At 73.6% G+C, this 24,917-nt stretch carries 20 protein-coding genes; 16 read left to right on the forward strand and 4 right to left on the reverse strand.

Going from position 1 to position 24,917, the window contains the following annotated elements; genetic code table 11:
- The first annotated feature begins 262 nt into the window (after nucleotides 1-262).
- The 3 genes from recO (at nucleotide 263) to KIN34_RS10750 (ending at nucleotide 2,245) form a co-directional block, all read left to right on the forward strand.
- On the forward strand, nucleotides 263-994 hold the full coding sequence (gene recO, locus KIN34_RS10740; RefSeq protein WP_214350219.1) for a DNA repair protein RecO: 732 nt from the start codon (nucleotides 263-265) through the stop codon (nucleotides 992-994).
- A 70-nt stretch (nucleotides 995-1,064) separates the two neighbouring features.
- Nucleotides 1,065-1,856: an isoprenyl transferase gene (locus KIN34_RS10745; RefSeq protein ID WP_214350223.1), complete on the forward strand. Its 792-nt coding sequence runs from the start codon at nucleotides 1,065-1,067 to the stop codon at nucleotides 1,854-1,856.
- Nucleotides 1,857-1,897: 41 nt separating this feature from the next.
- Entirely contained in the window at nucleotides 1,898-2,245 is a 348-nt protein-coding gene (locus KIN34_RS10750) for a VOC family protein (protein ID WP_214350226.1), read from the forward strand.
- A 67-nt stretch (nucleotides 2,246-2,312) separates the two neighbouring features.
- On the opposite strand, the gene KIN34_RS10755 is transcribed toward KIN34_RS10750, so the two are convergent.
- Nucleotides 2,313-3,044, reverse strand: a complete 732-nt coding sequence (locus tag KIN34_RS10755; RefSeq protein ID WP_214350229.1) for a DedA family protein — start codon at nucleotides 3,042-3,044, stop codon at nucleotides 2,313-2,315.
- A 172-nt stretch (nucleotides 3,045-3,216) separates the two neighbouring features.
- Between KIN34_RS10755 and KIN34_RS10760 the strand changes: the two genes are divergently transcribed.
- The 6 genes from KIN34_RS10760 (at nucleotide 3,217) to dusB (ending at nucleotide 9,750) form a co-directional block, all read left to right on the forward strand.
- Nucleotides 3,217-4,602, forward strand: a complete 1,386-nt coding sequence (locus tag KIN34_RS10760) for a glycine--tRNA ligase (RefSeq protein ID WP_214350232.1) — start codon at nucleotides 3,217-3,219, stop codon at nucleotides 4,600-4,602.
- A gap of 149 nt (nucleotides 4,603-4,751) precedes the next feature.
- Nucleotides 4,752-5,750, forward strand: a complete 999-nt coding sequence (locus tag KIN34_RS10765; RefSeq protein ID WP_214350235.1) for an ABC transporter ATP-binding protein — start codon at nucleotides 4,752-4,754, stop codon at nucleotides 5,748-5,750.
- Nucleotides 5,747-6,598: an ABC transporter permease gene (locus KIN34_RS10770; protein ID WP_214350238.1), complete on the forward strand. Its 852-nt coding sequence runs from the start codon at nucleotides 5,747-5,749 to the stop codon at nucleotides 6,596-6,598. The genes KIN34_RS10765 and KIN34_RS10770 overlap by 4 nt, the downstream gene beginning before the upstream one ends.
- Before the next feature lie 90 nt (nucleotides 6,599-6,688).
- Complete coding sequence (locus KIN34_RS17405) at nucleotides 6,689-7,882, forward strand: sensor histidine kinase (RefSeq protein ID WP_214350241.1); 1,194 nt, start codon at nucleotides 6,689-6,691, stop codon at nucleotides 7,880-7,882.
- Nucleotides 7,879-8,493 (forward strand): response regulator transcription factor, encoded by a 615-nt coding sequence (locus KIN34_RS10780; protein WP_214350244.1) that lies wholly within the window; start codon nucleotides 7,879-7,881, stop codon nucleotides 8,491-8,493. The genes KIN34_RS17405 and KIN34_RS10780 overlap by 4 nt, the downstream gene beginning before the upstream one ends.
- 63 nt (nucleotides 8,494-8,556) lie before the next feature.
- Entirely contained in the window at nucleotides 8,557-9,750 is a 1,194-nt protein-coding gene (dusB, locus tag KIN34_RS10785; protein ID WP_214350247.1) for a tRNA dihydrouridine synthase DusB, read from the forward strand.
- Nucleotides 9,751-9,778: 28 nt separating this feature from the next.
- Here the strand turns inward: dusB and KIN34_RS10790 are convergent, their stop codons facing one another.
- Nucleotides 9,779-10,687, reverse strand: coding sequence for a carbohydrate kinase family protein (locus tag KIN34_RS10790; protein WP_214350250.1), 909 nt, complete (start codon nucleotides 10,685-10,687; stop codon nucleotides 9,779-9,781).
- 109 nt (nucleotides 10,688-10,796) lie between these two features.
- On the opposite strand from KIN34_RS10790, the gene KIN34_RS10795 reads away from it, so the two are divergent.
- Nucleotides 10,797-12,278: an alpha-amylase gene (locus KIN34_RS10795; RefSeq protein WP_214350253.1), complete on the forward strand. Its 1,482-nt coding sequence runs from the start codon at nucleotides 10,797-10,799 to the stop codon at nucleotides 12,276-12,278.
- Between the two features lie 76 nt (nucleotides 12,279-12,354).
- Here KIN34_RS10795 and KIN34_RS10800 read toward each other — a convergent pair whose 3' ends face one another.
- Together KIN34_RS10800 and KIN34_RS10805 are read right to left on the reverse strand one after the other, a co-directional pair.
- Nucleotides 12,355-14,103, reverse strand: coding sequence for a glycoside hydrolase family 13 protein (locus tag KIN34_RS10800; RefSeq protein ID WP_214352034.1), 1,749 nt, complete (start codon nucleotides 14,101-14,103; stop codon nucleotides 12,355-12,357).
- Between the two features lie 88 nt (nucleotides 14,104-14,191).
- Nucleotides 14,192-15,256 (reverse strand): LacI family DNA-binding transcriptional regulator, encoded by a 1,065-nt coding sequence (locus KIN34_RS10805; protein ID WP_214350256.1) that lies wholly within the window; start codon nucleotides 15,254-15,256, stop codon nucleotides 14,192-14,194.
- A 220-nt stretch (nucleotides 15,257-15,476) separates the two neighbouring features.
- On the opposite strand from KIN34_RS10805, the gene KIN34_RS10810 reads away from it, so the two are divergent.
- The 6 genes from KIN34_RS10810 (at nucleotide 15,477) to KIN34_RS10835 (ending at nucleotide 24,910) form a co-directional block, all read left to right on the forward strand.
- On the forward strand, nucleotides 15,477-16,739 hold the full coding sequence (locus KIN34_RS10810; RefSeq protein ID WP_214350259.1) for a sugar ABC transporter substrate-binding protein: 1,263 nt from the start codon (nucleotides 15,477-15,479) through the stop codon (nucleotides 16,737-16,739).
- Between the two features lie 122 nt (nucleotides 16,740-16,861).
- Nucleotides 16,862-18,478, forward strand: coding sequence for an ABC transporter permease subunit (locus KIN34_RS10815; RefSeq protein ID WP_214350262.1), 1,617 nt, complete (start codon nucleotides 16,862-16,864; stop codon nucleotides 18,476-18,478).
- A complete protein-coding gene (locus tag KIN34_RS10820; RefSeq protein WP_214350265.1) occupies nucleotides 18,478-19,392 on the forward strand; it encodes a sugar ABC transporter permease in 915 nt (304 codons plus the stop codon). Before KIN34_RS10815 ends, KIN34_RS10820 begins: the two co-directional genes overlap by 1 nt.
- Nucleotides 19,389-21,230: a glycoside hydrolase family 13 protein gene (locus tag KIN34_RS10825; RefSeq protein WP_214350268.1), complete on the forward strand. Its 1,842-nt coding sequence runs from the start codon at nucleotides 19,389-19,391 to the stop codon at nucleotides 21,228-21,230. The genes KIN34_RS10820 and KIN34_RS10825 overlap by 4 nt, the downstream gene beginning before the upstream one ends.
- A gap of 78 nt (nucleotides 21,231-21,308) precedes the next feature.
- Nucleotides 21,309-22,586 (forward strand): deoxyguanosinetriphosphate triphosphohydrolase, encoded by a 1,278-nt coding sequence (locus tag KIN34_RS10830; RefSeq protein WP_214352036.1) that lies wholly within the window; start codon nucleotides 21,309-21,311, stop codon nucleotides 22,584-22,586.
- A gap of 647 nt (nucleotides 22,587-23,233) precedes the next feature.
- Nucleotides 23,234-24,910 (forward strand): glycosyl hydrolase family 18 protein, encoded by a 1,677-nt coding sequence (locus tag KIN34_RS10835; protein WP_214350271.1) that lies wholly within the window; start codon nucleotides 23,234-23,236, stop codon nucleotides 24,908-24,910.
- The last annotated feature ends 7 nt before the right edge of the window (nucleotides 24,911-24,917 follow it).

The raw sequence follows: 24,917 nt of genomic DNA on the forward strand, positions 1-24,917 counted from the left end.
CTCGTCGGGCCGGCGCGGCCGGTCGCTCCCACCGAGCCTTCCGGGGACGGCACCACCCTTCGTCGTACCCCGGCGGCGCGCCGCACGTCCGTGAGCACCCCCACGGGACGTGCCCGTGCGCGACCCTGCGCCGCCGGCGCCCGATCGACTCGTCGCCCACCACCCCTCGGGACGACGAGCCACGTCGAGGCGCCGGCGGCGCGGGTACCCCCGCGACCGCGCGGTGCGGGGCGATGTCGGTGCGGTGAGGGAGGATGGACGGGTGAGCCTCTACCGCGACGAGGCGATCGTGCTGCGCACCCACAAGCTGGGGGAGGCCGACCGCATCGTCACCCTCCTGACCCGCCAGCACGGCAAGGTGCGCGCGGTCGGCAAGGGCGTCCGCCGCACGACGTCGCGGTTCGGCTCGCGCCTCGAGCCGTTCATGCACGTGGACCTGCAACTCTCCACGGGCCGCAACCTCGACATCGTGACGCAGGCGGAGACGCTCGGTCCGTACGGGCGGGCGCTCGCGGCGGACTACGCCCTGTACACGGTCGGCACCGCGATGCTGGAGACCGCCGACCGGCTGGTCGAGGCCGAGCACGAGCCCGCGCTGCAGCAGTACTGGCTGCTCGTCGGGGCTGTGCGCGCGCTCGCGACGCGGGAGCACGCCCCCGGCCTGGTGCTCGACTCCTACCTGCTGCGCGCGCTGGCCGTCGCCGGCTGGGCGCCGAGCTTCGCGGACTGCGCGCGCTGCGGTGATCCCGGCCCGCACCAGGCGTTCAACGTCTCGTCGGGCGGCGCGGTGTGCTCGCGGTGCCGCCCGCCGGGCTCGGCGTCGCCGGCGCCGGAGACCTTCGGGCTGCTCTCGGCGCTGATCGCGGGCGACTGGGTGGTCGCGGACGCGAGCGCCGAGCGGCACCGCGGTGAGGCGGCCGGGCTGGTCGCCGCGTTCAGCCAGTTCCATCTGGAGCGCCACCTGCGTTCCCTGCCGCACGTCGAGCGCGTCTGAGACCCACCCGCCCCACCCCGCACGCCGCACGCCGGGCCGGGCGCGGGGCTGCCGTGGCGGACCCGGCACAATGGGCCGCGTGGTGAAGCCTCTGGTCGACCCGTACCCGCACCCGTCCGGCGCGCAGCCGCCCGCCATCCCGCAGCAGTTCGTGCCGCGCCACGTGGCGGTGGTCATGGACGGCAACGGTCGGTGGGCGAACGCGCGCGGCCTGAGCCGCATCGAGGGCCACAAGGCGGGGGAGGCGTCGCTGCTCGACGTGGTGGCCGGCGCGATCGAGATCGGCGTCGAGTACGTCTCGGCGTACGCGTTCTCGACCGAGAACTGGAGCCGCTCGCCCGAGGAGGTGCGCTTCCTCATGGGCTTCAACCGGGACGTCCTGCGGCGCCGCCGGGACCTCATGAGCTCGTGGGGGGTGCGCGTCCGGTGGGCCGGGCGGCGCCCGCGGCTGTGGCGCTCGGTCATCACCGAGCTGGAGACCGCCGAGGAGCTCACGCGCGAGAACACGCGGTGCACTCTGACCATGTGCGTCAACTACGGCGGGCGCGCGGAGATCGCCGACGCCGCGGCGGCGCTCGGCCGGGACGTCGCCGCCGGCCGGGTCAACCCGGACCGGGTCACGGAGAAGGTGTTCGCGCGGTACCTCGACGAGCCGGACCTCCCGGACGTCGACCTGTTCCTGCGCTCGTCCGGGGAGCAGCGGATCTCGAACTTCATGATCTGGCAGGCCGCGTACGCCGAGCTCGTCTTCCTGGACGAGCCGTGGCCGGACGTCGACCGGCGCCACCTGTGGCGCGCCGTCGAGGAGTACGCCCGCCGGGACCGGCGCTACGGCGGGGCGGTCGACGCGCCCCGGGCCTGACGGCCCACCGCGGTGTCGGCCGCCGTCGCTACGGTGACGTCATGGCACTCACGGTGGGGATGATCACGTTCGACACGCGGGACGCGGTGGCGCTCGCGGCGTGGTGGGCACGGCAGCTCGGCGGGACGGTGCACGACGAGTCGGAGGGCTGGTTCGTCATCGTGACGGACGTGCGCGGCGTCGGGCAGGTCGCGTTCCAGCGGGTCGAGGACCCGACGCCGGGCAAGAACCGCGTGCACCTGGACCTCGGCTCCGAGGACCCGGCGGCCGAGGTGGCGCGCCTGCTCGCGGACGGCGCCTCCCTGGTGGCGCGGCACGACGAGCACGGCTTCGCCTGGACGGTGCTCGCGGACCCGGAGGGCAACCAGTTCTGCGTGGCGCCGGGCTGACGCGTCGGCGTCGCGGTGGCGTCAGCTCGGCCCCGCCCGGTGCAGCCCGGCCGGGTGCGGGACCGGCTCAGTCCGGCGGCCGGGCCTCGTCGGAGCGCGCGGCGCGGTGCTGGTGGTGCGGGCGGTGCAGGTCCGGCTCGTCGTCCACGGAGGTCCACAGCGGCTCGCCGAGGACGTCGTCGATGCTGCGCACGTGGCGCCCGCCCTCGTCGGCGTGCCGCCCGTGCGTCTCCGGCGGCTCGAGCGACTCGTACGCCTCCGCCTCCTCCCGGGCGTGGCGCAGCATGCGGCGCCGGAAGAACCACGACCCCAGGACCACCAGCCCCGCGAGCACGGCGGCCAGGAGCCAGGGGGACGTCGCCACCAGCCGGATCGCGCCCCACACGGCGGAGAGCCCGACCGTGGCCCAGACGATGCCCCAGGCGAGTGCGCCGGGAAGGGTCGCGATCGTGAACCGCAGGTAGCGCATCCGGATCAGGCCGGACGCGGCGAAGACGGCCGTCTGGACGCCGAAGGTGAGGAACGCGAACGTCACGGCGAAGGGGCCCCACCGCCGGACGAGCTCGAGGCCGCGCTGCGCGGCGCGCGTGCTGGTCCACACCTCGAGGTGCGTGATGGTCGACCGCCACCACGCGTAGCCCTTGTCGCTCGAGTGGACCGTCCGGGCGCCGCGGACCACGCCTCGTCCCGCCCAGTAGGTCGCGTGGGACCGGGCGAGGGCGACCAGGAACAGGGCGCCGATCGCGACGCCGATCGACGCGGCCCCCAGGCCGAAGGCGTCGAGGGGGTCGTTGTCCACGCGCGCATCCTACGAAGTCGGCGCGCCGGCGGGCGGGACCGAGGTTGCGCCCCCGGGATTCCCGGCGGGCCCGGGCGGCGCGGGCCGGTACCCTGGGCGGGCGCCGCGGCAGCCCGCGGCATCCCCGGTCGCGACACCCAGTCGCGGCACGTCGACCTGGAGTGATCGCACCGTGGCAGCCCCCTCTCGCCTGGATTCCGTCGTCTCCCTCGCCAAGCGGCGCGGGTTCGTGTTCCCCAGCGGCGAGATCTACGGCGGTACGCGCTCGGCCTGGGACTACGGGCCGCTGGGCGTCGAGCTCAAGGAGAACATCAAGCGCCAGTGGTGGCGTGCGATGGTGACGAGCCGGGACGACATCGTCGGCCTGGACTCCTCCGTCATCCTGCCGCGCCAGGTGTGGGTGGCCTCCGGCCACGTGGGCGTCTTCACCGACCCGCTGACGGAGTGCCTGTCCTGCCACAAGCGGTTCCGCGAGGACCAGATGCTCGAGGAGTTCGAGGAGCGCAAGGGTCACGCGCCCGAGGGCGGGCTGGCCGGCATCGCGTGCCCGAGCTGCGGCACCCGCGGTCAGTGGACCGAGCCGCGCGACTTCAACATGATGCTCAAGACGTACCTCGGCCCGGTCGAGGACGAGTCCGGCCTGCACTACCTGCGGCCCGAGACCGCGCAGGGCATCTTCGTGAACTTCAAGAACGTCTACACGGCCGCCCGCATGAAGCCGCCGTTCGGCATCGGCCAGATCGGCAAGTCGTTCCGCAACGAGATCACGCCCGGCAACTTCATCTTCCGGACGCGCGAGTTCGAGCAGATGGAGATGGAGTTCTTCGTCGAGCCGGGCAGCGACGAGACGTGGCACCAGTACTGGATCGACTTCCGCACCGACTGGTACGTGGACCTCGGGCTCAGCCGGGACAACCTGCGGCACTACGAGCACCCGGCCGAGAAGCTGTCGCACTACTCCAAGCGCACGGTCGACATCGAGTACCGGTTCGGCTTCCAGGGCAGCGAGTGGGGCGAGCTCGAGGGCATCGCGAACCGCACCGACTTCGACCTGTCGACCCACAGCGAGCACTCGGGTCAGGACCTGTCGTTCTTCGACCAGGCCAAGAACGAGCGCTACGTGCCCTACGTCATCGAGCCCGCCGCCGGTCTGACGCGCAGCCTCATGGCGTTCCTGGTCGAGTCCTACACGGAGGACGAGGCGCCCAACACCAAGGGCGGGGTGGACACGCGCGTCGTGCTCAAGCTCGACCCGCGCCTCGCCCCGGTCAAGGCGGCGGTGCTCCCGCTGTCGCGCAACGAGCAGCTCAGCCCCAAGGCGCGTGACCTCGCGGCCGAGCTGCGCAAGCACTGGAACGTCGACTTCGACGACGCCGGTGCCATCGGCCGCCGCTACCGCCGCCAGGACGAGATCGGCACGCCGTTCTGCATCACGGTGGACTTCGACACGCTGGACGACCAGGCCGTGACGATCCGTCACCGCGACGACATGTCCCAGCAGCGCGTCGCGCTCGACCAGGTGACGTCCTACCTGGCACCCCGCCTCCTGGGCGCCTGACCGACCGCGCACCACGCTCGCCGAGGTCGTCGGACCCCCCGACGACCTCGGCGACCGGTGTGCCGGGCGAGCGGGTCGTGACATCTGTCATGCGGGGTCGGTGACGGGCGGCGGGGGAACGGCCCGGGCGCGGTCGCCAGGATCGAGTCATGACCTCCACCGACACCCTCGCGTCGCCGGCACGGACCGGCGACGCCCCGCTCGCGATCGACCTGCGCGGGCTGCACAAGTCGTTCGGTCCGGTGCGCGCGGTCGCGGGGCTGGACCTCGCGGTGCGGCCCGGTGAGGTCGTCGCGTTCCTCGGGCCCAACGGCGCGGGCAAGACGACGACCATCGACATGCTGCTCGGTCTCGCCGAGCCGGACAGCGGCCACGTGCGCGTGCTGGGCATGGACCCGTCGGACGCCATCGCCGCGGGCCGCGTCTCCGCGGTGATGCAGACCGGCGGCCTGCTCAAGGACCTCACCGTGGCGGAGACCGTGCGGCTGAGCGCGTCGTTCTTTGGCGCGCCCGCCGCCGCGGTGACCGACGCGATGGCGCGCGCCGGCATCGCCGAGATCGCCGAGCGCCGCGTCGGCACGTGCTCGGGCGGTCAGCAGCAGCGGCTGCGGTTCGCGCTCGCGCTGCTCCCGGACCCGGACCTCATCGTGCTCGACGAGCCGACGACCGGCATGGACGTCGAGGGCCGGCGCGAGTTCTGGACCGCGCTGCGGGCCGACGCCGCGCGCGGCCGGACGATCGTGTTCGCCACGCACTACCTCGAGGAGGCCGACGCCTACGCCGACCGCGTCGTGATGGTGAGCCACGGCAGCGTGGTCGCCGACGGATCGGCCGCGCAGGTCAAGGCGCTCACGGCCGGCCGGGTCGTGTCCGCGACGGTCGCGGGCGGCGTGGACGCCGCGCTGCAGGCCGCCCTGCACGCCGTGCCCGGGGTCGTGGACGTCGAGGTGCGGCGCGACCGGCTCGTCGTGCGCACCACGGACTCCGACGCGCTCGCGCGCCACCTGCTGACCGCGACCGCGGCCACCGACCTCGAGATCACGGCGCGCGGGCTGGAGGACGCCTTCCTCGCGCTCACGGGTGACGCCGTCACCCCGACGAGCACGCCCGCCCCGACCACCACGACGACCCCCGGGAGCACCCGATGACCGGCACGACGACCACCACGTCCACGACGAGCGCCACCCTGGCCGACCCCACCGACCCCGCCGACCGCACGGCCGCACGTGCCGGCGAGCGCGTAGCCCGCACCGGACCGGCGCGCGGACTGGTGAACCTGCCGTACCTCGCGATCGAGCTGCGCCGCGTCCTGCGCAACCGCCGCACGGTGGTCTTCACGCTCGCGATGCCGCCGGTGTTCTTCCTGCTGTTCGGGACGGTCGGCGACTACCAGACGCAGCGGGCGGGCTACGGCAACGTGACCGCGTGGGTGATGGTGTCGATGGCGCTGTACGGGGCGCTGCTCGCCACGACCAACGGGGGCGCCAGCGTCTCGGTCGAGCGCGCGCAGGGCTGGACGCGCCAGCTGCGGCTGACGCCGCTGCGTCCCGCGACGTACGTGACGACGAAGGTGCTCGTCGCGATGATCCTGGCGCTCGCCTCGATGGTGATCACCACCGTCGTCGGTCTCGCGTCCGGCGCGGACGCGCCCGTGGGCCGGCTCGTCGCCGCCCTCGTCGTCGGCTGGGTGGGCTCGGCCGTGTTCGCGGCGTTCGGCCTGTTCATGGGCTACCTGCTGCCGTCGGAGAACGTCATGCAGGTCCTCGGCCCGGTGCTCGCGCTGCTGTCCTTCGCGGGCGGGCTGTTCATGCCGCTCGGCGACGGCGTGTTCGCGACGGTCGCACGGTTCATGCCGACGTACGGCCTCGCCGAGCTCACGCGCGCGCCGATCGGTGGCGACTTCTCGTGGTGGGCCGTCGTCAACGTCGTCGTGTGGGGGGCGGTGTTCGTGTGGGGCGCCGCATGGCGCTTCCGCCGGGACACGGCGCGCGTCTGAGCCCCGGCGGTCAGCGGCGTGGGTACGGCGGCTACGGTGAGCCCTGCTGGCGTAGGCCCGGCTGGCGTGAGCCCGGCTAGCGTGAGCACCGTGACGTCCCCCAGCCCCGACCGCCTCGAGCAGGGGTCGCCGATCTTCACCCCGTGGCGGCGCGGGCGCCGGGCGATGCGGGTCATCGGGCCCGTGATGGGCATCGTGTGGGTCGTCTTCCTGGTCCAGCCGCTGCGAGCGGCGTGGGACAGCGGCCCGGGCGCGGCCCGCTGGGTCTCGGTGGTCGCGGTCGTGGCGCTCGCGCTGAGCTTCGCGTTCGTCGTCGTCCGGTACGCCCGGCCCTACGCGGACGGGATGTCCCGGGACCGCGCGGTGGCGTTCCTGGTCGGGCAGGTGGTCCTCGTCGGGCTGTCGACGATCGCGGCGGACCAGGTCGGCCTCGTCGGGCTGGTGTTCGTGTGCGTGTCGGGGGTGTTCCTGCTGCGCGGGCCGGCGGTGCTGGGCGTCGCGGTGCTCGCCTCTCTCGCGATCGTGGTGGTGCCGCGGGTCGCGGGCTGGGACCCCATCGACGACCTCGTGGTCTCGGTGGTCCTCAGCACGGTCGCGATGTTCGGGTTCACCCAGCTCGTGCGGCGCAACCGGCAGCTCCAGCTCGCGCAGGACGAGGTGGCGGTCCTCGCGGTGGAGCGCGAGCGCGAGCGGATCGCGCGGGACATGCACGACATCCTCGGGCACAGCCTCACCGTCATCTCGGTCAAGGCCGAGCTCGCGGCCCGGCTGCTGGACCGGGACCCGGAGCGGGCGCGGGGGGAGGTGCTCGAGGTCCAGCAGCTCGCCCGCTCGGCGCTCGCGGACGTGCGCGGGATGGTCACCGCCACGCGCGCGGTGACGCTCGCGGGCGAGCTGGCCGGGGCGCGGCTCGCACTGGACTCCGCGGGGGTGCAGGCGACGCTGCCGGGCAGTGTCGAGGAGGTGCCGGAGGACCTGCGCGAGCTGTTCGCGTGGGGGCTGCGCGAGGGGACGACGAACGTGCTCCGGCACGCCGGTGCGCGGCGCGTCGTGGTGGTCATGGACGCGCGCACGCTGATCGTCGACGACGACGGCGCGGGTCCGCCGGACGCCGCGGCCGCGCAGGACTCCCACGGGCTGCTGGGCCTCACCGAGCGCGCCCGGCGTGCGGGCGCCCGGGTCGAGGTCGGTGCGAGCCCGATCGGCGGCTACCGGCTGCTGGTGACGCGCGACGGGGGAGCACCCGGGCCCGCGGGGACCCCGGACGGGCGGACCGACGCATGAGCGAGGCGATCCGGATCCTGCTGGCGGACGACCAGGCGCTCGTCCGGGGCGCCCTCGCGGCCCTGCTCGACCTCGAGCCGGACCTCGAGGTCGTCGCGCAGGTGGCCCGCGGCGACGAGGTGCTCGACGCCGCGCGCTCGTCGGGCGCGCAGGTGGCGCTGCTGGACGTCGAGATGCCCGGGCTGGACGGCATCGCGGCCGCCGACGTGCTGCGCCGGGAGCTGCCCGGCTGCCGGGCGCTGATCGTGACGACGTTCGGCCGGCCCGGCTACCTGCGGCGCGCGCTGGACGCGGGGGCGAGCGGGTTCGTCGTGAAGGACACCCCGGCCGAGCAGCTCGCGGACGCGGTGCGTCGCGTGCACGCCGGGCTGCGGGTGGTGGACCCGGACCTCGCGGTCGAGTCGCTGACGGTCGGCGCCAACCCGCTCACCGAGCGCGAGCGTGGGGTGCTGCGGGCGGCCGCCGACGGCGGCACGGTCGCGGACGTGGCGCGCGCGACGTTCCTGTCCGAGGGCACGGTGCGCAACTACCTCTCGGCGGCCATGGGCAAGACGGGCGGGCGCACGCGCGCGGAGGCGGTCCGGCTCGCGCAGGAGAACGGCTGGCTCTGAGCCGCGCGCGGGGCGCGGCTCCGAGCCCCTGGTGCACCGGCGCACCGGCGCACCGGTGGGAGAATGGCGCGCGTGACGACCACGACGACCGCCGACCAGCGCGCGCCCGCCGCCGTGCTGCCTCCGCTGCGCATCGGCCCCCTCCAGGTGGACACCCCGGTGGTGCTCGCACCCATGGCCGGCGTCACCAACGCGGCGTTCCGCCGGCTGTGCCGCGAGTCCGGCGCCGGGCTGTACGTCGCGGAGATGCTGACGAGCCGCGCGCTCGTCGAGCGGTCTCCCGAGTCGTTCCGGATCATCGCGTTCGAGCCCGACGAGGTGCCGCGCTCGGTCCAGGTGTACGGCGTCGACCCGGCGACGGTCGGCGCGGCCGTGCGGCTCCTGGTCGAGGAGGACCGCGCGGACCACGTGGACCTCAACTTCGGCTGCCCGGTGCCCAAGGTGACACGCCGCGGCGGGGGAGCGGTGCTCCCGTGGAAGCGGGACCTGTTCCGCTCGATCGTGACGGCCGCGGTCCAGGCGGCCGCGCCGCGCGGCGTGCCGGTGACCGTGAAGATGCGCAAGGGCATCGACGAGGACCACCTGACCTTCGTCGAGGCGGGCCTGACGGCGCAGGACGCGGGCGTCGCGGCGGTCGCGCTGCACGGCCGCACGGCCGCCGACTACTACTCGGGCACCGCCGACTGGGACGCCATCGCGGCGCTCAAGGAGGCCGTCACCGACATCCCGGTGCTCGGCAACGGGGACATCTGGTCCGCCGAGGACGCGCTCGCGATGGTCGCGCACACCGGCTGCGACGGGGTCGTCGTCGGCCGCGGGTGCCAGGGCCGGCCGTGGCTCTTCGCCGATCTCGCGGCCGCGTTCGCCGGGTCCGACGAGCGCGTGCGGCCGGGCCTCGGGCACGTCGCGGGCGTCGTGCGCCGGCACGCCGAGCTGATGGTCGACCACTTCGGAGAGGAGGACAAGGCGCTGCGCGAGATGCGCAAGCACATGGCCTGGTACCTCAAGGGCTACGTGGTGGGCGGCGAGCTGCGCGCCCGGTTCGGGCTCGTCTCGAGCCTGGCCGAGCTCGACGACCTGCTGGCCGAGCTCGACCTCGACCAGCTGTACCCGGGGGCGCCCGCGGAGGGCCAGCGCGGCCGTGCGGGTTCCCCGAAGAAGCCGCACCTGCCGTACGGCTGGCTCGACTCGCGAGAGCTGTCCGACGAGTTCCGCCGCGACCTGGCCGAGGCCGAGCTCAGCGTCTCGGGCGGCTGACGCCGGTCCCGAGGTCCGCGCAGTCCGGTCAGGCCGGGCCCGTGACGCGGACCGCGCGGGCCAGGGTCTCGACGGTCGCCGGGTCGGCGTGCGGCGCGGCCAGGCCGAGGTGCGTGACCGCCAGCGCACCGGTGGCCGCCGCCTGCGCCAGCGCGTCGCGACGCGGGGCGCCCGCGAGCGTGGCGCGCAGGAGCCCGGCCAGGAAGGCGTCGCCCGCGCCCTCTGCGTCGACGACCGGGCCCGCGTCGGCGACGTCCACCTCCCACCAGCCGTCCGCGTCCAGCGCGAGCGCGCCGCGCGCCCCGTCCGTGCAGACGGCCAGCGAGGTGCCGGAGCGGAGCGCAGCGCGCAGGTAGGCGCGCGGGTCGGCGAGCCGTGCCGCCGAGACCAGGAGCACGTCCGCCGCGGCCGCGAACGCGCGCGCGAAGTCGCCCACGCCGTCGTCGTCGTGCACGTCGCACCACACGGGGACGCCGGCGGCCCGGGCGACGTCGAGCAGCGGGCGCGATCCCGCGGCGAGGTCGAGCACCGCGGCGTCGGCGGCGCGCACCGCCGCGAGGACCGCGTCGTCCGCCGGGGGAGCCGTGGGCAGCTCGAGGTAGAGGGACAGGCGCGCACCGTCGTCGGCTACGAGGTTCACGTGCCGCTCGGTGCGTCCGCCGAGCGCGGGCCGGGCGAGCACGCGGAGGTCACCACCGCCGCGGCCCGCACCGAGCGCGTCGAGCACGCGCGCGGCCTGCTCGTCGTCGCCCGTCGTCGTGACGAGCGTCGTCGGCACGCCCAGGGCGGCCAGCGTGACGGCCTTGCCGGCGGACGTGCCGCCCAGCCCGTCGTGGTGCGCGGCCGCGAGCTCCATGTGCGGCACGGGCGCGGGCAGGCGGGGCAGCCGGACGACGGTGTTCCAGGAGACCGGCCCGTGCACGACGACGTGGTTCACGTCACGCAACCTAGGGCCTGCACCCCCTACTCTGGTACCCCTGGCAGAAACTTGCAGCAACTCCTTGCAGCGCTCGTCGTCGAGCGTTGACCGAGACCTGGTGGTGACGATGACGCGCCCTTCCCGACGCGCCCGAGCGGCGCGGTGGCTGACGCCGCCGGCCGCCGCCGTGCTCGCCCTGACCGCCCTCGCCGGGTGTACCGGCGAGCCGCCGGACCCGGCGACGCGGCCGGCCGCCGACGGCAGCGGGCACGACGTCGGCGTCCAGCTGTTCCAGTGGACGTGGGACGCGGTCGCGGCGGAGTGCACCGACGAGCTCGGGCCGGCGGGGTACGCCTGGGTGCTCGTCTCGCCACCTCAGGAGCACGTCGTGGGAGCGCCCTGGTGGACGGCGTACCAGCCGGTGAGCTACCGGCTGGAGTCCCGGCTCGGCACGCGCGAGCAGCTCGCGGCGATGGTCGAGACCTGCCACGACGCGGGCGTCGACGTCCGGGTCGACGCGGTGATCAACCACATGACCGGCCAGGACGAGCCCGGGACGGGCTGGGCGGGCTCGTCGTACGAGCACTACCGCTACCCCGGGACGTGGGAGGAGGACGACTTCCACCACTGCGGGCTCACGCCCGCGGACGACATCGTGCTCTACGGCGACCGCGAGCAGGTCCAGACGTGCGAGCTCGTGAACCTCGCGGACCTCGACACGGGGGCGTCGCACGTGCGCGAGCGGCTGACGGCGTACCTCGAGGACCTCGTGGGGCTCGGGGTCGACGGGTTCCGCATCGACGCCGCCAAGCACATGGCTGCGCAGGACGTGGGGGCGGTCGTGGCGCCGCTCGACGACGACGTCGCGATCATGCAGGAGGTCATCCGGGGATCTGCGGAGCCGGTCCAGCCGGAGGAGTACGTCGCGAACGGCCAGGTGTACGAGTTCACGTACGGCAAGGAGATGGCGGGCGTCGTCGCGGGGTCGCCCGGCCTGGCGCTCGAGCTCGGCGAGGCGTCCGCGCGGTACCTGCCGTCGGACGACGCGGTCGTGTTCGTCGAGAACCACGACACCGAGCGCAACGGCTCGACGCTCTCCTACCGGGCGGGGACAGACGACGCCCTGGCGACCGTGCTCATGCTCGCGGGCGACTACGGCACGCCCCAGGTCTACTCCGGTTACGCGTTCGACGACGTCGACGCGGGCCCGCCGCAGGACGACGGCGGCACGGTGCTGGACGCGTCCTGCTCCGCCGACCCGGGACCGCAGGCCACGCCGGCGCCGGGAGACTGGGTCTGCCAGCACCGCTGGCCGCAGGTCGCGGGGATGGTCGGCTGGCGCGGCGTCGTCGGTGACGCCGAGGTCCGGGACACGTGGTCGGAGGGCGACGCCGTCGCGCTCGGCCGCGGGCAGCGCGGCTTCGTCGTCGTGAACCTGGGCGACGAGACGCTGACGACCACGCTCCCGACGAGCCTGCCGGAGGGCGACTACTGCGACGTGCTGAGCGCCGCCGACGCGTGCGCGCGCACGACCGTGCACGACGGCGAGATCGAGGTCGTGGTCCCGCCCGGCTCGGCGGCCGCGTGGGACGTCGCGCGCACGGACTGACGGCGAGCAGCGAGGGACGGGCCGACGGCCCGTCCCTCGCGTGGTCTCCCGGCGGAGGCGTCGCCGGGAGCGTCCGTCAGGCGCGCAGCCAGACGGTGGTGTCGGCCGGCACGACGAGCGCGTCGCCGTCGGTCACGAGGTCGCCCGACGCGATCAGCACGAGGGCGTCGGCGGGCAGCCGGACCGGGGTGGTGCCCAGGTTGGCCACGACCCGCACGCCGCGGTTGACGAGGTCGAGCACGTCGTCGCCGGACGCGTGCCAGGCCAGGCCGCCCGAGCCGAGCTGCTCGGCCTTGCGCAGGGCGAGCGCGGACCGGTAGGTCTCGTACGTCGATCCCGCGACGCCACGCTGGGCGTCGGCGGCGTACGCGACCCAGGACGCGGGCTGGGGCAGCCACGTGCGGCCGGTGGGGGAGAAGCCGAAGCCCGGCTCGGCCGCCGACCAGGGGAGCGGCACCCGGCAGCCGTCACGGCCGCGCTCCGCCCCGCCCGTGCGGAAGAACGCCGGGTCCTGGCGCAGGTCGTCCGGCAGCGCGGTGTGGTCGGGCAGGCCCAGCTCCTCGCCCTGGTAGAGGTACGCGGAGCCCGGCAGGCCCAGCATCAGCAGCGTGGCCGCGCGGGCGCGGCGCAGGCCGAGCTCCTCGTCGGGCTGCTCGTCACTTGCGCCGATGCCGTTGGGGCGCGATCCCGCCACGGCCAGCCCCAGGCGCGAGGCGTGCCGGACGACGTCGTGGTTGGACAGGACCCACGTGGTCGGCGCACCGACGGAGTCGGACGCCGCGTACGACGCGGTGATGACGTCCCGCAGCGCGGCGGCGTCCCACAGGGTCGCCAGGAAGGCGAAGTTGAAGGCCTGCTGCATCTCGTCCGGCCGCACGTACCGCGCCAGGCGGGACAGCGGCTCGACCCACGCCTCGGCGACGAGCGCGCGGTCGCCCTGGTACCCGGCGAGCACGCGGTTCCACGCGCGGTAGATCTCGTGCACGCCGTCCTGGTCGAACATCGGGCCCTGGTTGCCGGATCCCGTGACCTCGTCGACGCGCTCCACCTCGGTGCCGTCGGCGTGCGCGTGCAGCACGTGCTCCGCGGCCTCGTGCGCGGTCTCCGAGCCCTCGATCATCGAGACGTGCCCGTGCCAGTCCGGCAGCCCCGGGGCCTTCACCATGCCGTGCGCGACGTCGATCCGGAACCCGTCGACCCCGCGGTCGAGCCAGAACCGCAGGACGTCCTCGAACTCGGCGCGGACCTCGTCGTGCTCCCAGTTGAGGTCCGGCTGGCGCGAGTCGAACAGGTGCAGGTACCACTGCCCGTCGGGCACGCGGGTCCAGGCAGGACCGCCGAAGATCGACTCCCAGTTGTTGGGCGGCAGCTCGCCGTGCTCACCACGCCCCTCGCGGAACAGGTAGCGCTCGCGGGCGGGCGAGCCGGGGGCGGCGGCGAGGGCCTCGACGAACCACGCGTGCTCGTCGGAGGTGTGGTTCGGCACCAGGTCGACGATCACCCGCAGCCCCAGCCCGTGCGCGCGGCCGAGCAGCGCGTCGAAGTCGTCCAGCGTGCCGAACAGGGGGTCGACGTCCCGGTAGTCCGCCACGTCGTAGCCCGCGTCCGCCTGCGGCGAGCGGTAGAACGGCGAGAGCCAGACGGCGTCGACGCCGAGCTCGGCCAGGTGCGGCAGGCGCGAGGTGATGCCGGGGAGGTCGCCGACGCCGTCCCCCGAGCCGTCCGCGAACGAGCGCGGGTAGACCTGGTAGATGACGGCGTCGCGCCACCACTCGCCGTCGGGCGAGCCGGGAGCGTGCACAGTCGTGGGTCGGGCGTCGAGCATGGTCACGGGGGGTCGTACCTTTCGCAAGGGTGTGCTGCGGACGCAGCGGGAAGGTCGCGCCGGAGGCGCACGTGCCGGGGTGGCTGGGTCAGCCGGCCGCGACGTCGTCGAGGGCCTGCACGACGACGGGCGCCGCGCCGGTCGAGCCGCGCACGATCAGCTCCGGGTGGAACTGGAGCTCGGTGCGGGAGGCCGGGGTCTCGTTGATCTCCGCGACGAGCGCGGAGACGGCCGCGTGCCCCATCGCCAGGACGGGCTGGCGCACGGTGGTCAGCGGCGGGTCGGTGAACGCGATGAGCGGCGAGTCGTCGAACCCGACCACCGACAGGTCGTCCGGCACCTCGAGGCCGCGGGAGCGTGCGGCACGGATGGCGCCGAGCGCCATCATGTCCGAGCCGCAGACGATCGCCGTGTGGCCGGACGCGATGAGCTCGAGCGTCGCGGCCTGGCCGCCCTCCACGGTGAACAGCGTGGAGACGATGTGCTCGTCGGGCTTTGTGACGCCGAGGTGACGCGCCAGGTTCTCGGCGAACGCGGCGCGCTTGCGCTGCGCGGGGACGAACCGCTCCGGGCCGATCGCGAGGCCGATCCTGCGGTGGCCGAGCGAGACCAGGTGCCGGAACGCGAGGTCGAGCGCCGCCTCGTCGTCGGTGGACACGAACGGCGCGTCCACGCCGTCGGCGAACCCGTTGACGAGCACGATCGGCATGCCGCGGCTGCGCAGGCGGTGGTAGCGCTCCTTGCTCGCCGAGGTGTCGGCGTGCAGCCCGGACACGAACACGATCCCCGCGACGCCGTGCTCGAGCAGCATCTCGACGTACTGGTCCTCGGTGGTGCCGCCGGGCGACTGCGTGCACAGCAGCGGCGTGTACCCCCGCTCGGTCAGCATCGACTCGATGACCTGCGCGAACGCCGGGAAGACGGGGTTCGCGAGCTCGGGGACGACGAGCCCGACCAGGCCGGCCGAGCGCGTGCGCAGCTTCTCGGGGCGCTCGTACCCGAGCACGTCGAGGGCGGCGAGCACAGCCTGCCGCGCCTGGGCGGACACACCGTGCTTGCCGTTGAGGACGCGGGAGACGGTGGCCGTGCTGACGCCGGCCTGCTCCGCGAGATCCGTCAAGCGGGTACGCACGGGGGGCAGCGTAGGGGACACAGGACCTCCTCGTCCTCGTTCGGTTGGCCAACGGGCACTCGTGTCCGGGCGGGGGCAGCGGACGACCGCGCACCGACCCACCTGAAACTGTTGCCTGAAAGTTACCGTAACGACTTGCAAGCCCCGTTGCAACGAGGTTAGTTTCCTCCGCATCAGGCCAGAGTCGGCAGGCGATGCCGACGACGGGCTACGCCTCGATCGACCCCAGGAGACACAGACGATGCGACGGAGCATCCCGGCCCTCGCGGCCGTTCTCGGCCTCGCCATGACGCTCACCGCCTGCAGCAGCGGCGGCTCGGGCGACACGGACGCCGACGCCACCACGGAGCCCACGACGGCCGAGAGCACCGCCCCGGCCCTCACCGGCACCCTCACGATGTGGGTCGACGAGACCCGCATCGACGTGATGAAGCCGATCGTCCAGGAGTTCCAGGACGAGACCGGCGTCAAGGTCGACCTGGTCCAGAAGGCCTCCGGCGACATCCGCACCGACTTCGTGTCCCAGGTGCCGACCGGCCAGGGCCCGGACGTCATCATCGGCGCGCACGACTGGACCGGCGAGTTCGTCAACAACGGCGTCGTCGCGCCGATCCAGCTCGGTGACGTCGCGGACCAGTTCTCGCCGTCCGCCGTGCAGGCCTTCACCTACGACGGCCAGGTCTACGGGTCGCCGTACGCGATCGAGAACATCGCGCTCGTGCGCAACAACGAGCTGGTCCCCGAGACCAAGGCCACGACGTTCGACGAGCTGATCGCCGAGGGCAAGGCGGCCGGCACCAAGTACTCGGTGCTGCTGCAGCAGGGCGACCAGGGCGACGCGTACCACATGTACCCGCTGCAGACGTCGTTCGACGCCCCCATCTTCACGCAGGACGAGACCGGCTCGTACACCACCGAGCTCGGCCTCGGCGGCGAGAACGGTGACGCGTTCGCCGAGTACCTCGCCAAGCTCGCGGACGAGAAGGTGCTCGACCCCGCGATCGGCGGCGACCAGGCGAAGGCCGCCTTCGAGAAGGGCGAGTCGCCCTACATCATCACCGGCCCCTGGTACACGACGGCCTTCAGCGAGGCCGGCATGGACATCTCGGTCCTCCCGGTCCCCAGCGCGGGCGGCTCCGAGGCCAAGCCGTTCGTCGGCGTCCAGGGCGCGTTCATCTCCGCGAAGTCGGAGAACCCGGTGCTCGCGAACGAGTTCGTCGTCAACTTCCTGACCACCGAGAAGGTCCAGACGGAGCTGTACGAGGCCGGCGGCCGTCTCCCGGCGCTCAAGGCCGCGGCGGCCAAGGTCGACGACCCGATCCTCGCGGGCTTCAACGAGGCCGGCGCCACCGGTGCGCCGATGCCCTCGATCCCGGAGATGGGTGCCATGTGGCAGTTCTGGGGCACCACCGAGGTCCAGATCATCGGCGGTCAGGCGAAGGACCCCGTCGCCGCCTGGAACACGATGGTCGACAACATGCAGGACGCGGTCGACAAGGCGTGACCTGACGGCTGCCCGCGTCGCCACCCGGCGGCGCGGGCAGCCACGCCTCGTCACGGCCCCCGTCCCGTTCCCGCAACACTGCCGAGGTGCCGGCGCCACGACGCGCCCGCGGAGGAACCACCATGTCGCAGCAGACGATCGCCCCGGACGGCGAGCAGGCGCCGCCGCAACCCCCACCCCGAGCGCGAGGGCGCGCCGGGGACTCCTCTCCCGCCCGCAGCTTCTCCCGGGGCTTCCTGGTCAAGCTCGCGCTCGTCGCCATCGTCAACGCGCTGGCCCTGTACGGCCTGCTCACCGCGATCTCGGTGCAGCAGTGGGCCCTCGCGGCCTCGATGGTCGTCGCGATCGTCGCGGTGAACTGGGCCTACTTCTCCCGGCGCGCGCTCGCGGCCAAGTACCTGCTGCCCGGGCTGGCGTTCCTGTTCGTCTACGTCATCTTCACCGCGTGCTACACGGCGTACGTCGCGTTCACCAACTACGGCGACGGCCACAACTCGACCAAGCAGGACGCGATCGAGGCGATCCTGGCCCAGAACGAGCAGCGGGTGGAGGGCTCCCAGGCCTACCCGCTGGCGGTCGTCTCCCAGGACGGCGAGCTCGGCTTCGCGGTCGTGCGGGACGGCCAGGCCGAGGTCGGGACCGCCGAGCAGCCCCTCGAGCCCGCCGACGGCGCGACCGTCGAGGGCGACCGCGTCACCGCGCTGCCGGGCTGGGACGTCCTGGACTTCGCCGCGGTCGCCGGGCAGCAGGACGCGATCGTCGCGCTGCGGGTCCCCGTGTCCGACGAGGCCGCCGACGGCTCGCTGCGCACGCAGGACGCGTCGACGGCCTACGTCTACGAGTCGGTGCTCGAGTACGACGCCGCGGCCGACACGATGACGGACACCTCGACCGGCGTCGTCTACACGCCCGACGACCACGGCAGCTTCCGCGCGGACGACGGCACCGCCCTGACGCCCGGGTGGAAGGTCACGGTCGGGTTCGAGAACTTCACGCGGGCCTTCACCGACGAGCGGCTGCGCGGGCCCTTCGTCGAGGTGTTCCTCTGGACGTTCGCGTTCGCGCTGCTCTCGGTCCTGACGACGTTCGTGCTGGGGCTGTTCCTCGCGGTCGTGTTCAACGACCCGCGGGTGCGCGGGCGCAAGGTCCTCCGGTCGCTGCTGATCCTGCCGTACGCGTTCCCCGCCTTCCTGTCGGCGCTCGTCTGGAAGGGCATGCTCAACGAGAGCTCGGGCTTCGTGAACGAGGTGCTGCTGCGCGGCGCCGACGTCGGGTGGCTCACCGACCCGTGGCTGGCCAAGGGCTCGATCATCGCGGTGAACCTGTGGCTCGGGTTCCCCTACATGTTCCTGGTCTGCACGGGGGCGTTGCAGTCGATCCCGGGCGACGTGCTGGAGTCCGCCCGGATGGACGGCGCCAGCGCGTGGCGGGTCCAGCGCTCGATCGTGCTGCCGCTGCTGATGGTCTCGGTGGCGCCGCTGCTGGTCGCGTCGTTCGCGTTCAACTTCAACAACTTCGCGCTCATCTACATGCTCACGGGCGGCGGACCCAACTTCGTCGGGACGCCCGTCGTCGTCGGGCACACCGACATCCTCATCTCGATGGTCTACTCCGTGGCGTTCGAGAGCGGCCTGAAGCAGTACGGGTTCGCGAGCGCCCTGTCGATCCTCATCTTCATCGTCGTCGGCGCGATCTCCTGGTGGGGCTTCCGTCGCACGCGTCGCCTCGAGGAGCTGTGATGGCCACCCAGACGACCGACCAGCGGCCGACCAAGGCCGCGACCACCCGCAAGCGTCGGGAGGGCACCACCGGCGCCCGGTGGTGGCGCGAGGTGTCGTGGCGCTACCTCGTCGCGCTCGTGATGATCGCGATCTGCGTCCTGCCCCTGCTGTACGTGCTCTCCGCCGCGCTCAACCCGGGCGGCCGGCTCGTCGGGTCCAACGACCTGTTCGGCACGGTGGCCGCGGACAACTTCGCCGAGCTCGCGGACCGCGGGTTCTGGGGCTGGCTGCGCAACTCCCTGGTCGTGTGCACCGTCACCGCGATCGGCACCGTGCTGATGGGCGCGGCGGCGGCGTACGCGTTCTCGCGGTTCCGGTTCCGGGGCCGGGAGAAGGGCCTCACCGGCCTGCTGCTGGCGCAGATGTTCCCGCAGACGCTCGCGTTCGTTGCGATCTTCCTGCTGCTGCTCACGCTCGCGGACGTCTTCCCGGCACTCGGGCTGGACAGCCTGCTCGGCCTGATCTGCGTGTACCTGGGCGGCGCGCTCGGGGTGAACACGTTCCTCATGTACGGGTTCTTCAACACCGTGCCGCGCGAGCTCGACGAGGCCGCCAAGATCGACGGCGCCACGCACGCCCAGATCTTCTGGACGATCATCCTGCGGCTGGTCTCGCCGATCCTCGCGGTCGTCGGCCTGCTGTCCTTCATCTCGTCCTTCGGCGACTTCCTCATCGCCAAGGTGGTGCTCCAGCACCAGGAGAACTGGACGGTCGCGGTGGGTCTCTACACGCTGGCCGCCGACGAGCGCACGGCCCCCTGGGGCGTGTTCGCGGCCGGCGCCGTCGTGGCGGCGGTGCCGATCGTGCTGCTGTTCCTGTTCCTCCAGAAGTACATCGTCGGCGGCCTGACGGCCGGCTCGGTCAAGGGATGACGACGCTCGACCAGCCGCACCACGACGGGTCGGAGCTGTACGTCGAGCGCGGCACCCCGCGGCTCGGGGACGTGGTGCCCGTCCGGGTCCGCGTCCCCGCGTCGCGCCGCGAGCGGGCCGTCCACCTGCGTGTGGTGCGCGACGGCGAGCCGCGGTTCGTCGCGGCCCGCCTGGAGCGGTCCGACGAGCACGAGCGCTGGTACGTCGCCGACGTGCCGGTGCACAACCCCGTCACGCCGTACCGCTTCCTGCTCGACGAGCCGGGCGGCTACCGGTGGCTCGACGGCCGCGGCCTGCACGACCGCGACGTCACGGACGCGGCCGACTTCCGGCTGTCCGTGCACTCGCCCGCGCCGCGGTGGCTCGACGACGCCGTGGTGTACCAGGTGTTCCCGGACCGGTTCGCGCGCTCGTCGGGGCACGAGGGGCCGCCCCAGGGCGACCTGCCGGGCTGGGCCATCCCGGCTGCCTGGTCCGACGAGCCGGTCGCAGCCGGTCGCGGCGTCGCGCAGCAGCTCTTCGGCGGCGACCTGCGGGGCGTGGAGCAGCGGCTCGACCACCTGCAGCGCCTCGGCGTGGACACGGTGTACCTGACCCCGGTGTTCCCGGCCCGCTCGAACCACCGCTACGACGCGACCACGTTCGAGCACGTCGACCCGCTGCTCGGCGGGGACGCGGCGCTCGCGTCGCTGTCCGCGGCCGTGCACGCGCGCGGTATGCGCCTGGTCGGGGACCTGACGACGAACCACACGGGCGCGGGTCACGAGTGGTTCGAGCGCGCCCGCGCGGACCGGTCGAGCCCCGAGGCGCAGTTCTACTACTGGACCGACGACGAGCCCGGCTACGTCGGCTGGCTCGAGCACGCGTCGCTGCCGAAGCTCAACTACGGCGCGCCGGGGCTGACGGAGCGCATGGTCACCGGACAGGGCGCGGTCGCCGAGCGGTGGCTGCGCCCGCCGTTCGACCTCGACGGCTGGCGCATCGACGTCGCCAACATGACCGGGCGGTACCGGGACGACGACCACGCGCACGCGGTGGCCCGCGCGCTGCGCAGCAGGATGCACGGCATCAACCCCGACGCCGCGCTGGTCGCGGAGCACTTCCACGACGCGGCCGCGGACCTCGTCGTCGGCGGCTGGCACGTCAACATGAACTACTCGGCGTTCACGCGGCCGGCGTGGACGTGGCTGGTCGAGCCCGGCTCGACGCTGCCCTTCCTGGGCATGCCCGTGCCGGTGCCGCGCCGCGGCGGTGCGTCGATGGTCGCCACCATGCGCGACTTCGACTCGACGGTCCCGTGGTCGGTGACGCGCCACCAGTGGAACCTGCTGGGCTCGCACGACACGGCCCGGATCCGCACGGTGGTCGGCTCGCGCGAGGCGGTCGAGGTCGCGGCGACCCTGCTGTTCACGTACCCCGGGACGCCGGTGGTCTTCGCGGGCGACGAGGGCGGGCTGACGGGCGTCAACGGCGAGCACGCACGCGTGCCGATGCCGTGGTCCGAGGTCGACGCGGGCGGGGGAGCGCACTGGGACGCCGCGACGTTCGCGGTCTACCGGCGCCTGGCGGAGCTGCGACGCTCGTCGCGCGCGCTGCGCGAGGGCGGGCTGCGCTGGGTGCTGGCCGAGGACGACGCCGTCGGCTTCCTGCGGGAGACGTCCGACGAGCGCGTGCTCGTCGTGCTGACGCGGGCGGCCTGGCCGGGCGCGCGGCTCACGGGTCTGGCGGCACGCTCGTCGGACCTCCTGCACGGCGCCACCCCGCTGACGCACGACGCCACCGCGACCCACGTCCCGGCCACGCCCGGCCCCGCGGCGCACGTCTGGCGCCTGAGCTGACCCGCGTCCTCACCTCCCACGCGCGTCGGTGGCGATGACCGGGCGACGGCGGGCTCGCCCTAGGCTGGGCGCGTGACCATGCTGGAGCACCTCGACGTGGACGGGTACGTCGACGTCGACCGGGAGCGGTGGGTCGCGGAGTCCGCGAAGTCGAAGGGCCGCACACCGTTCGAGCGCGACCGCGCCCGCATCGTGCACTCGTCCGCGCTGCGCCGGCTCGGTGCCAAGACCCAGGTGCTCGGCCCGTCGTCGGACGACTTCGTCCGCACGCGCCTGACGCACACGCTGGAGGTCGCGCAGGTGGGTCGCGAGATCGGCAAGGCGCTGGGCTGCGACCCGGACGTCGTCGACACCGCGTGCCTGGCCCATGACCTGGGGCACCCGCCGTTCGGCCACAACGGCGAGCGGGCGCTGGCCGCGCTGGCGCGGGGCATCGGCGGGTTCGAGGGCAACGCGCAGACGCTCCGGCTGCTGACCCGGCTCGAGCCCAAGGTCGTCGGGCCGGACGGGACGCCCGTCGGTCTCAACCTGACCCGCGCGTCGCTCGACGCCTCGGTCAAGTACCCGTGGCGCTACCTGCAGGGACCCGTGAGCGCCGCGAGCGGCCGCCCCACGCACAAGTTCGGCGTCTACGAGGACGACCTGCCGGTCTTCACCTGGCTGCGCCAGGACGCGCCCGAGGGCCGCAAGTGCCTCGAGGCGCAGGTCATGGACCTGGCGGACGACATCTCCTACTCGGTGCACGACGTCGAGGACGCGGTGGTGGGCGGCCGGCTCGACCTGACGGTCCTGACGGTCCCCGACGAGCGCGCGCGCGTCGTCGAGGCCGTGCAGACCTGGTACGGCGACACGGTGGACGAGGCCGGGCTGCTCGCCGCGATGGACCGGCTGGTGCACGCGCGGCTGTGGGCGACCGGCTTCGACGGGTCCCGCGGCGCGCTCGCGATGCTCAAGGACGCGACGAGCCAGCTCATCGGGCGGTTCGCCAAGGCGTCGCAGAAGGCCACGCGCGCGCAGTACGGCGACGGGCCGCTCACGCGCTACGCGGCCGACCTCGTCGTGCCGCTCACGACGCAGGCCGAGATCCTGGTGCTGAAGGGGCTCGCGGTCGCCTACGTGATGGCGCCCCGCGAGCTCGAGCCGCTGTACCACCGGCAGCGGGAGATGTTGACCGACCTGGTCACGATCATGGCGGACCGCGCGCCGCTGGCGCTGGAGCCGCCGTTCGCCGCCGACTGGGCCGCCGCGCCCGACGACGCCGCGCGCCTGCGCGTGGTGATCGACCAGGTCGCGTCCCTGACCGACGTCTCGGCCGCCGACGCCCACGCCCGCCTGGTCCGCCCACCCCGCCACTGACCCCACCCCCACCCCAGCCCGCACCGGCCCGCCCTACCCGAGCCAGCCCGCCCCGCCGGGCCCGCCCGGTCCAGCTCGCCCGCCCCGGCCAACCCCGCCCGCCCCGCCTGCCCCGGCAGGCCGCCTGCCCCGGCTGACCGGCCTGCCCCGGCCGGCCCGCGCGCGCCAGCCTGCCCCTGGCCCACCAACCCCCGCCGAGAACGTCATCGCTCCGGCTCTGCGCCCTCAGAGCCGGAGCGATGGCGTTCTCGACTGGGGATGGGGGCCCGCTCGGGCCAGCTCGCCCGCCCGGGACAACCCCGGCCGGCCCGCCTGCCCCGGCTGGCCGCCTGCCCGGGCCGGCCGCGCCAGCCTGCCCCTGGCCCACCAGCCCCGCCGAGAACGTCATCGTTCCGGCTCTGCACCCTCAGAGCCGGAGCGATGGCGTTCTCGACTGGGGATGGGGTGGTCGGGGTGCGGGCGGGGAGGGGTGGGGTGCGGGCGGGGAGGGGTGGGGCGGGGTGAGCGGGGCGGGCTGGGGTCTGGTTGGGGCGGATATCGGGCGGATCGTTGACCGATTTCACCCGGTCTGGTTACCGTCGGGGGTGAGGGATTTGTGAATATCCCTTACTAAATACCGCACTTCCCATCGCTCAGGGAGGCAAGGCATGCACCACGCAGGACCCGCCGGCACAGGCGCCGGCAGCACCCGCAGGACACCGCCCCAGCGACGACGTACCGCGCTCGTCGCCCTCGCCGCCGCGGCGGCACTCGTGACGGCCGGACTCGCCGCCGCACTGCCCGCCACCGCGGCGGGCTCGTTCACCGCGACCTTCACGTCGGCGGGTGACTGGGGGACCGGTCACCAGGCCAGCGTGAAGGTCACCAACGGCTCGTCGGCCTCGGCGTCCTCCTGGACGCTCGAGTTCGACCTGCCCGCCGGCACCGCGATCACCAGCTCGTGGGACGCGGACGTGACCCGCACCGGCAACCACTACAAGGTCACCTCCAAGAGCTGGGCCGGCCCCTTCGCCCCGGGCGCCTCCCAGTCCTGGGGGTACGTCGGCAGCGGCCCGTTCGCGCAGCCCACGGGCTGCACGATCAACGGCGCGACGTGCACGGGCACGGTCCTGCCGACGACGAGCCCGACGGGCCCGACCACGAGCCCGACGCCCACGACGAGCCCGACGGTGAACCCGACTCCGACGCCCACCACGACCGTGAACCCGGGAGCGAAGAAGCTCGTCGGGTACTTCGCGGAGTGGGGCGTCTACGGACGGAACTACCACGTCAACAACATCAAGACGTCCGGCAGCGCGTCGAAGCTGACCCACATCCTGTACGCGTTCGGCAACACCACCGGGGGCCGCTGCTCGATCGGCGACTCGTACGCGGCGTACGACAAGGCGTACACCGCGGACCAGAGCGTCGACGGGGTCGCGGACACCTGGGACCAGCCGCTGCGCGGCAACTTCAACCAGCTGCGCAAGCTCAAGGCCGCCAACCCGAACCTCAAGGTCATCTGGTCGTTCGGCGGCTGGACCTGGTCGAGCGGCTTCACCGCCGCCGCGGCCAACCCGACCGCGTTCGCGGACTCCTGCTTCGCGCTGCTGAACGACTCCCGGTGGGCCGGGCTGTTCGACGGCATCGACATCGACTGGGAGTACCCGAACGCGTGCGGGCTGAGCTGTGACACCAGCGGACCGCAGGCGTTCGACAAGGTGATCACGGCGCTGCGCACGAGGTTCGGCCAGAGCTTCCTGATCACCGCCGCCATCACGGCGGACGGCAGCAACGGCGGCAAGATCGACGCCACGGACTACGCGACGGCGGCGACGAAGCTGAGCTGGATCATGCCGATGACGTACGACTACTTCGGTGCCTGGGCGCCGCAGGGGCCGACCGCCCCGAACGCGCCCCTGACGTCGTACCCCGGCATCCCGCAGGCGGGGTTCAACGCCGAGGACGCGATCAACAAGCTGATCGGCAAGGGCATCCCGGCGAGCAAGATCCTGCTGGGGGTCGGCTTCTACGGCCGCGGCTGGACGGGCGTGACGCAGTCCGCGCCCGGCGGCTCGGCGACCGGTCCCGCGCCCGGGACCTACGAGCAGGGGATCGAGGACTACAAGGTCCTCGCGACCCGCTGCCCGGCCACCGGCACCGTCGGCGGCACGGCCTACGCGAAGTGCGGCAGCGAGTGGTGGAGCTACGACACCCCCGCGACCATCACCTCCAAGATGTCCTGGGCCAAGAACAAGGGCCTCGGCGGCGCGTTCTTCTGGGAGCTGTCGGGTGACACCGGCAACGGCGCGCTCGTCTCCGCGATGCGGAGCGGCCTGGGCTGACCGCGAC

This window comes from Cellulomonas fulva (genome assembly GCF_018531375.1).
Taxonomy (GTDB): Bacteria; Actinomycetota; Actinomycetes; order Actinomycetales; family Cellulomonadaceae; genus Cellulomonas; species Cellulomonas fulva.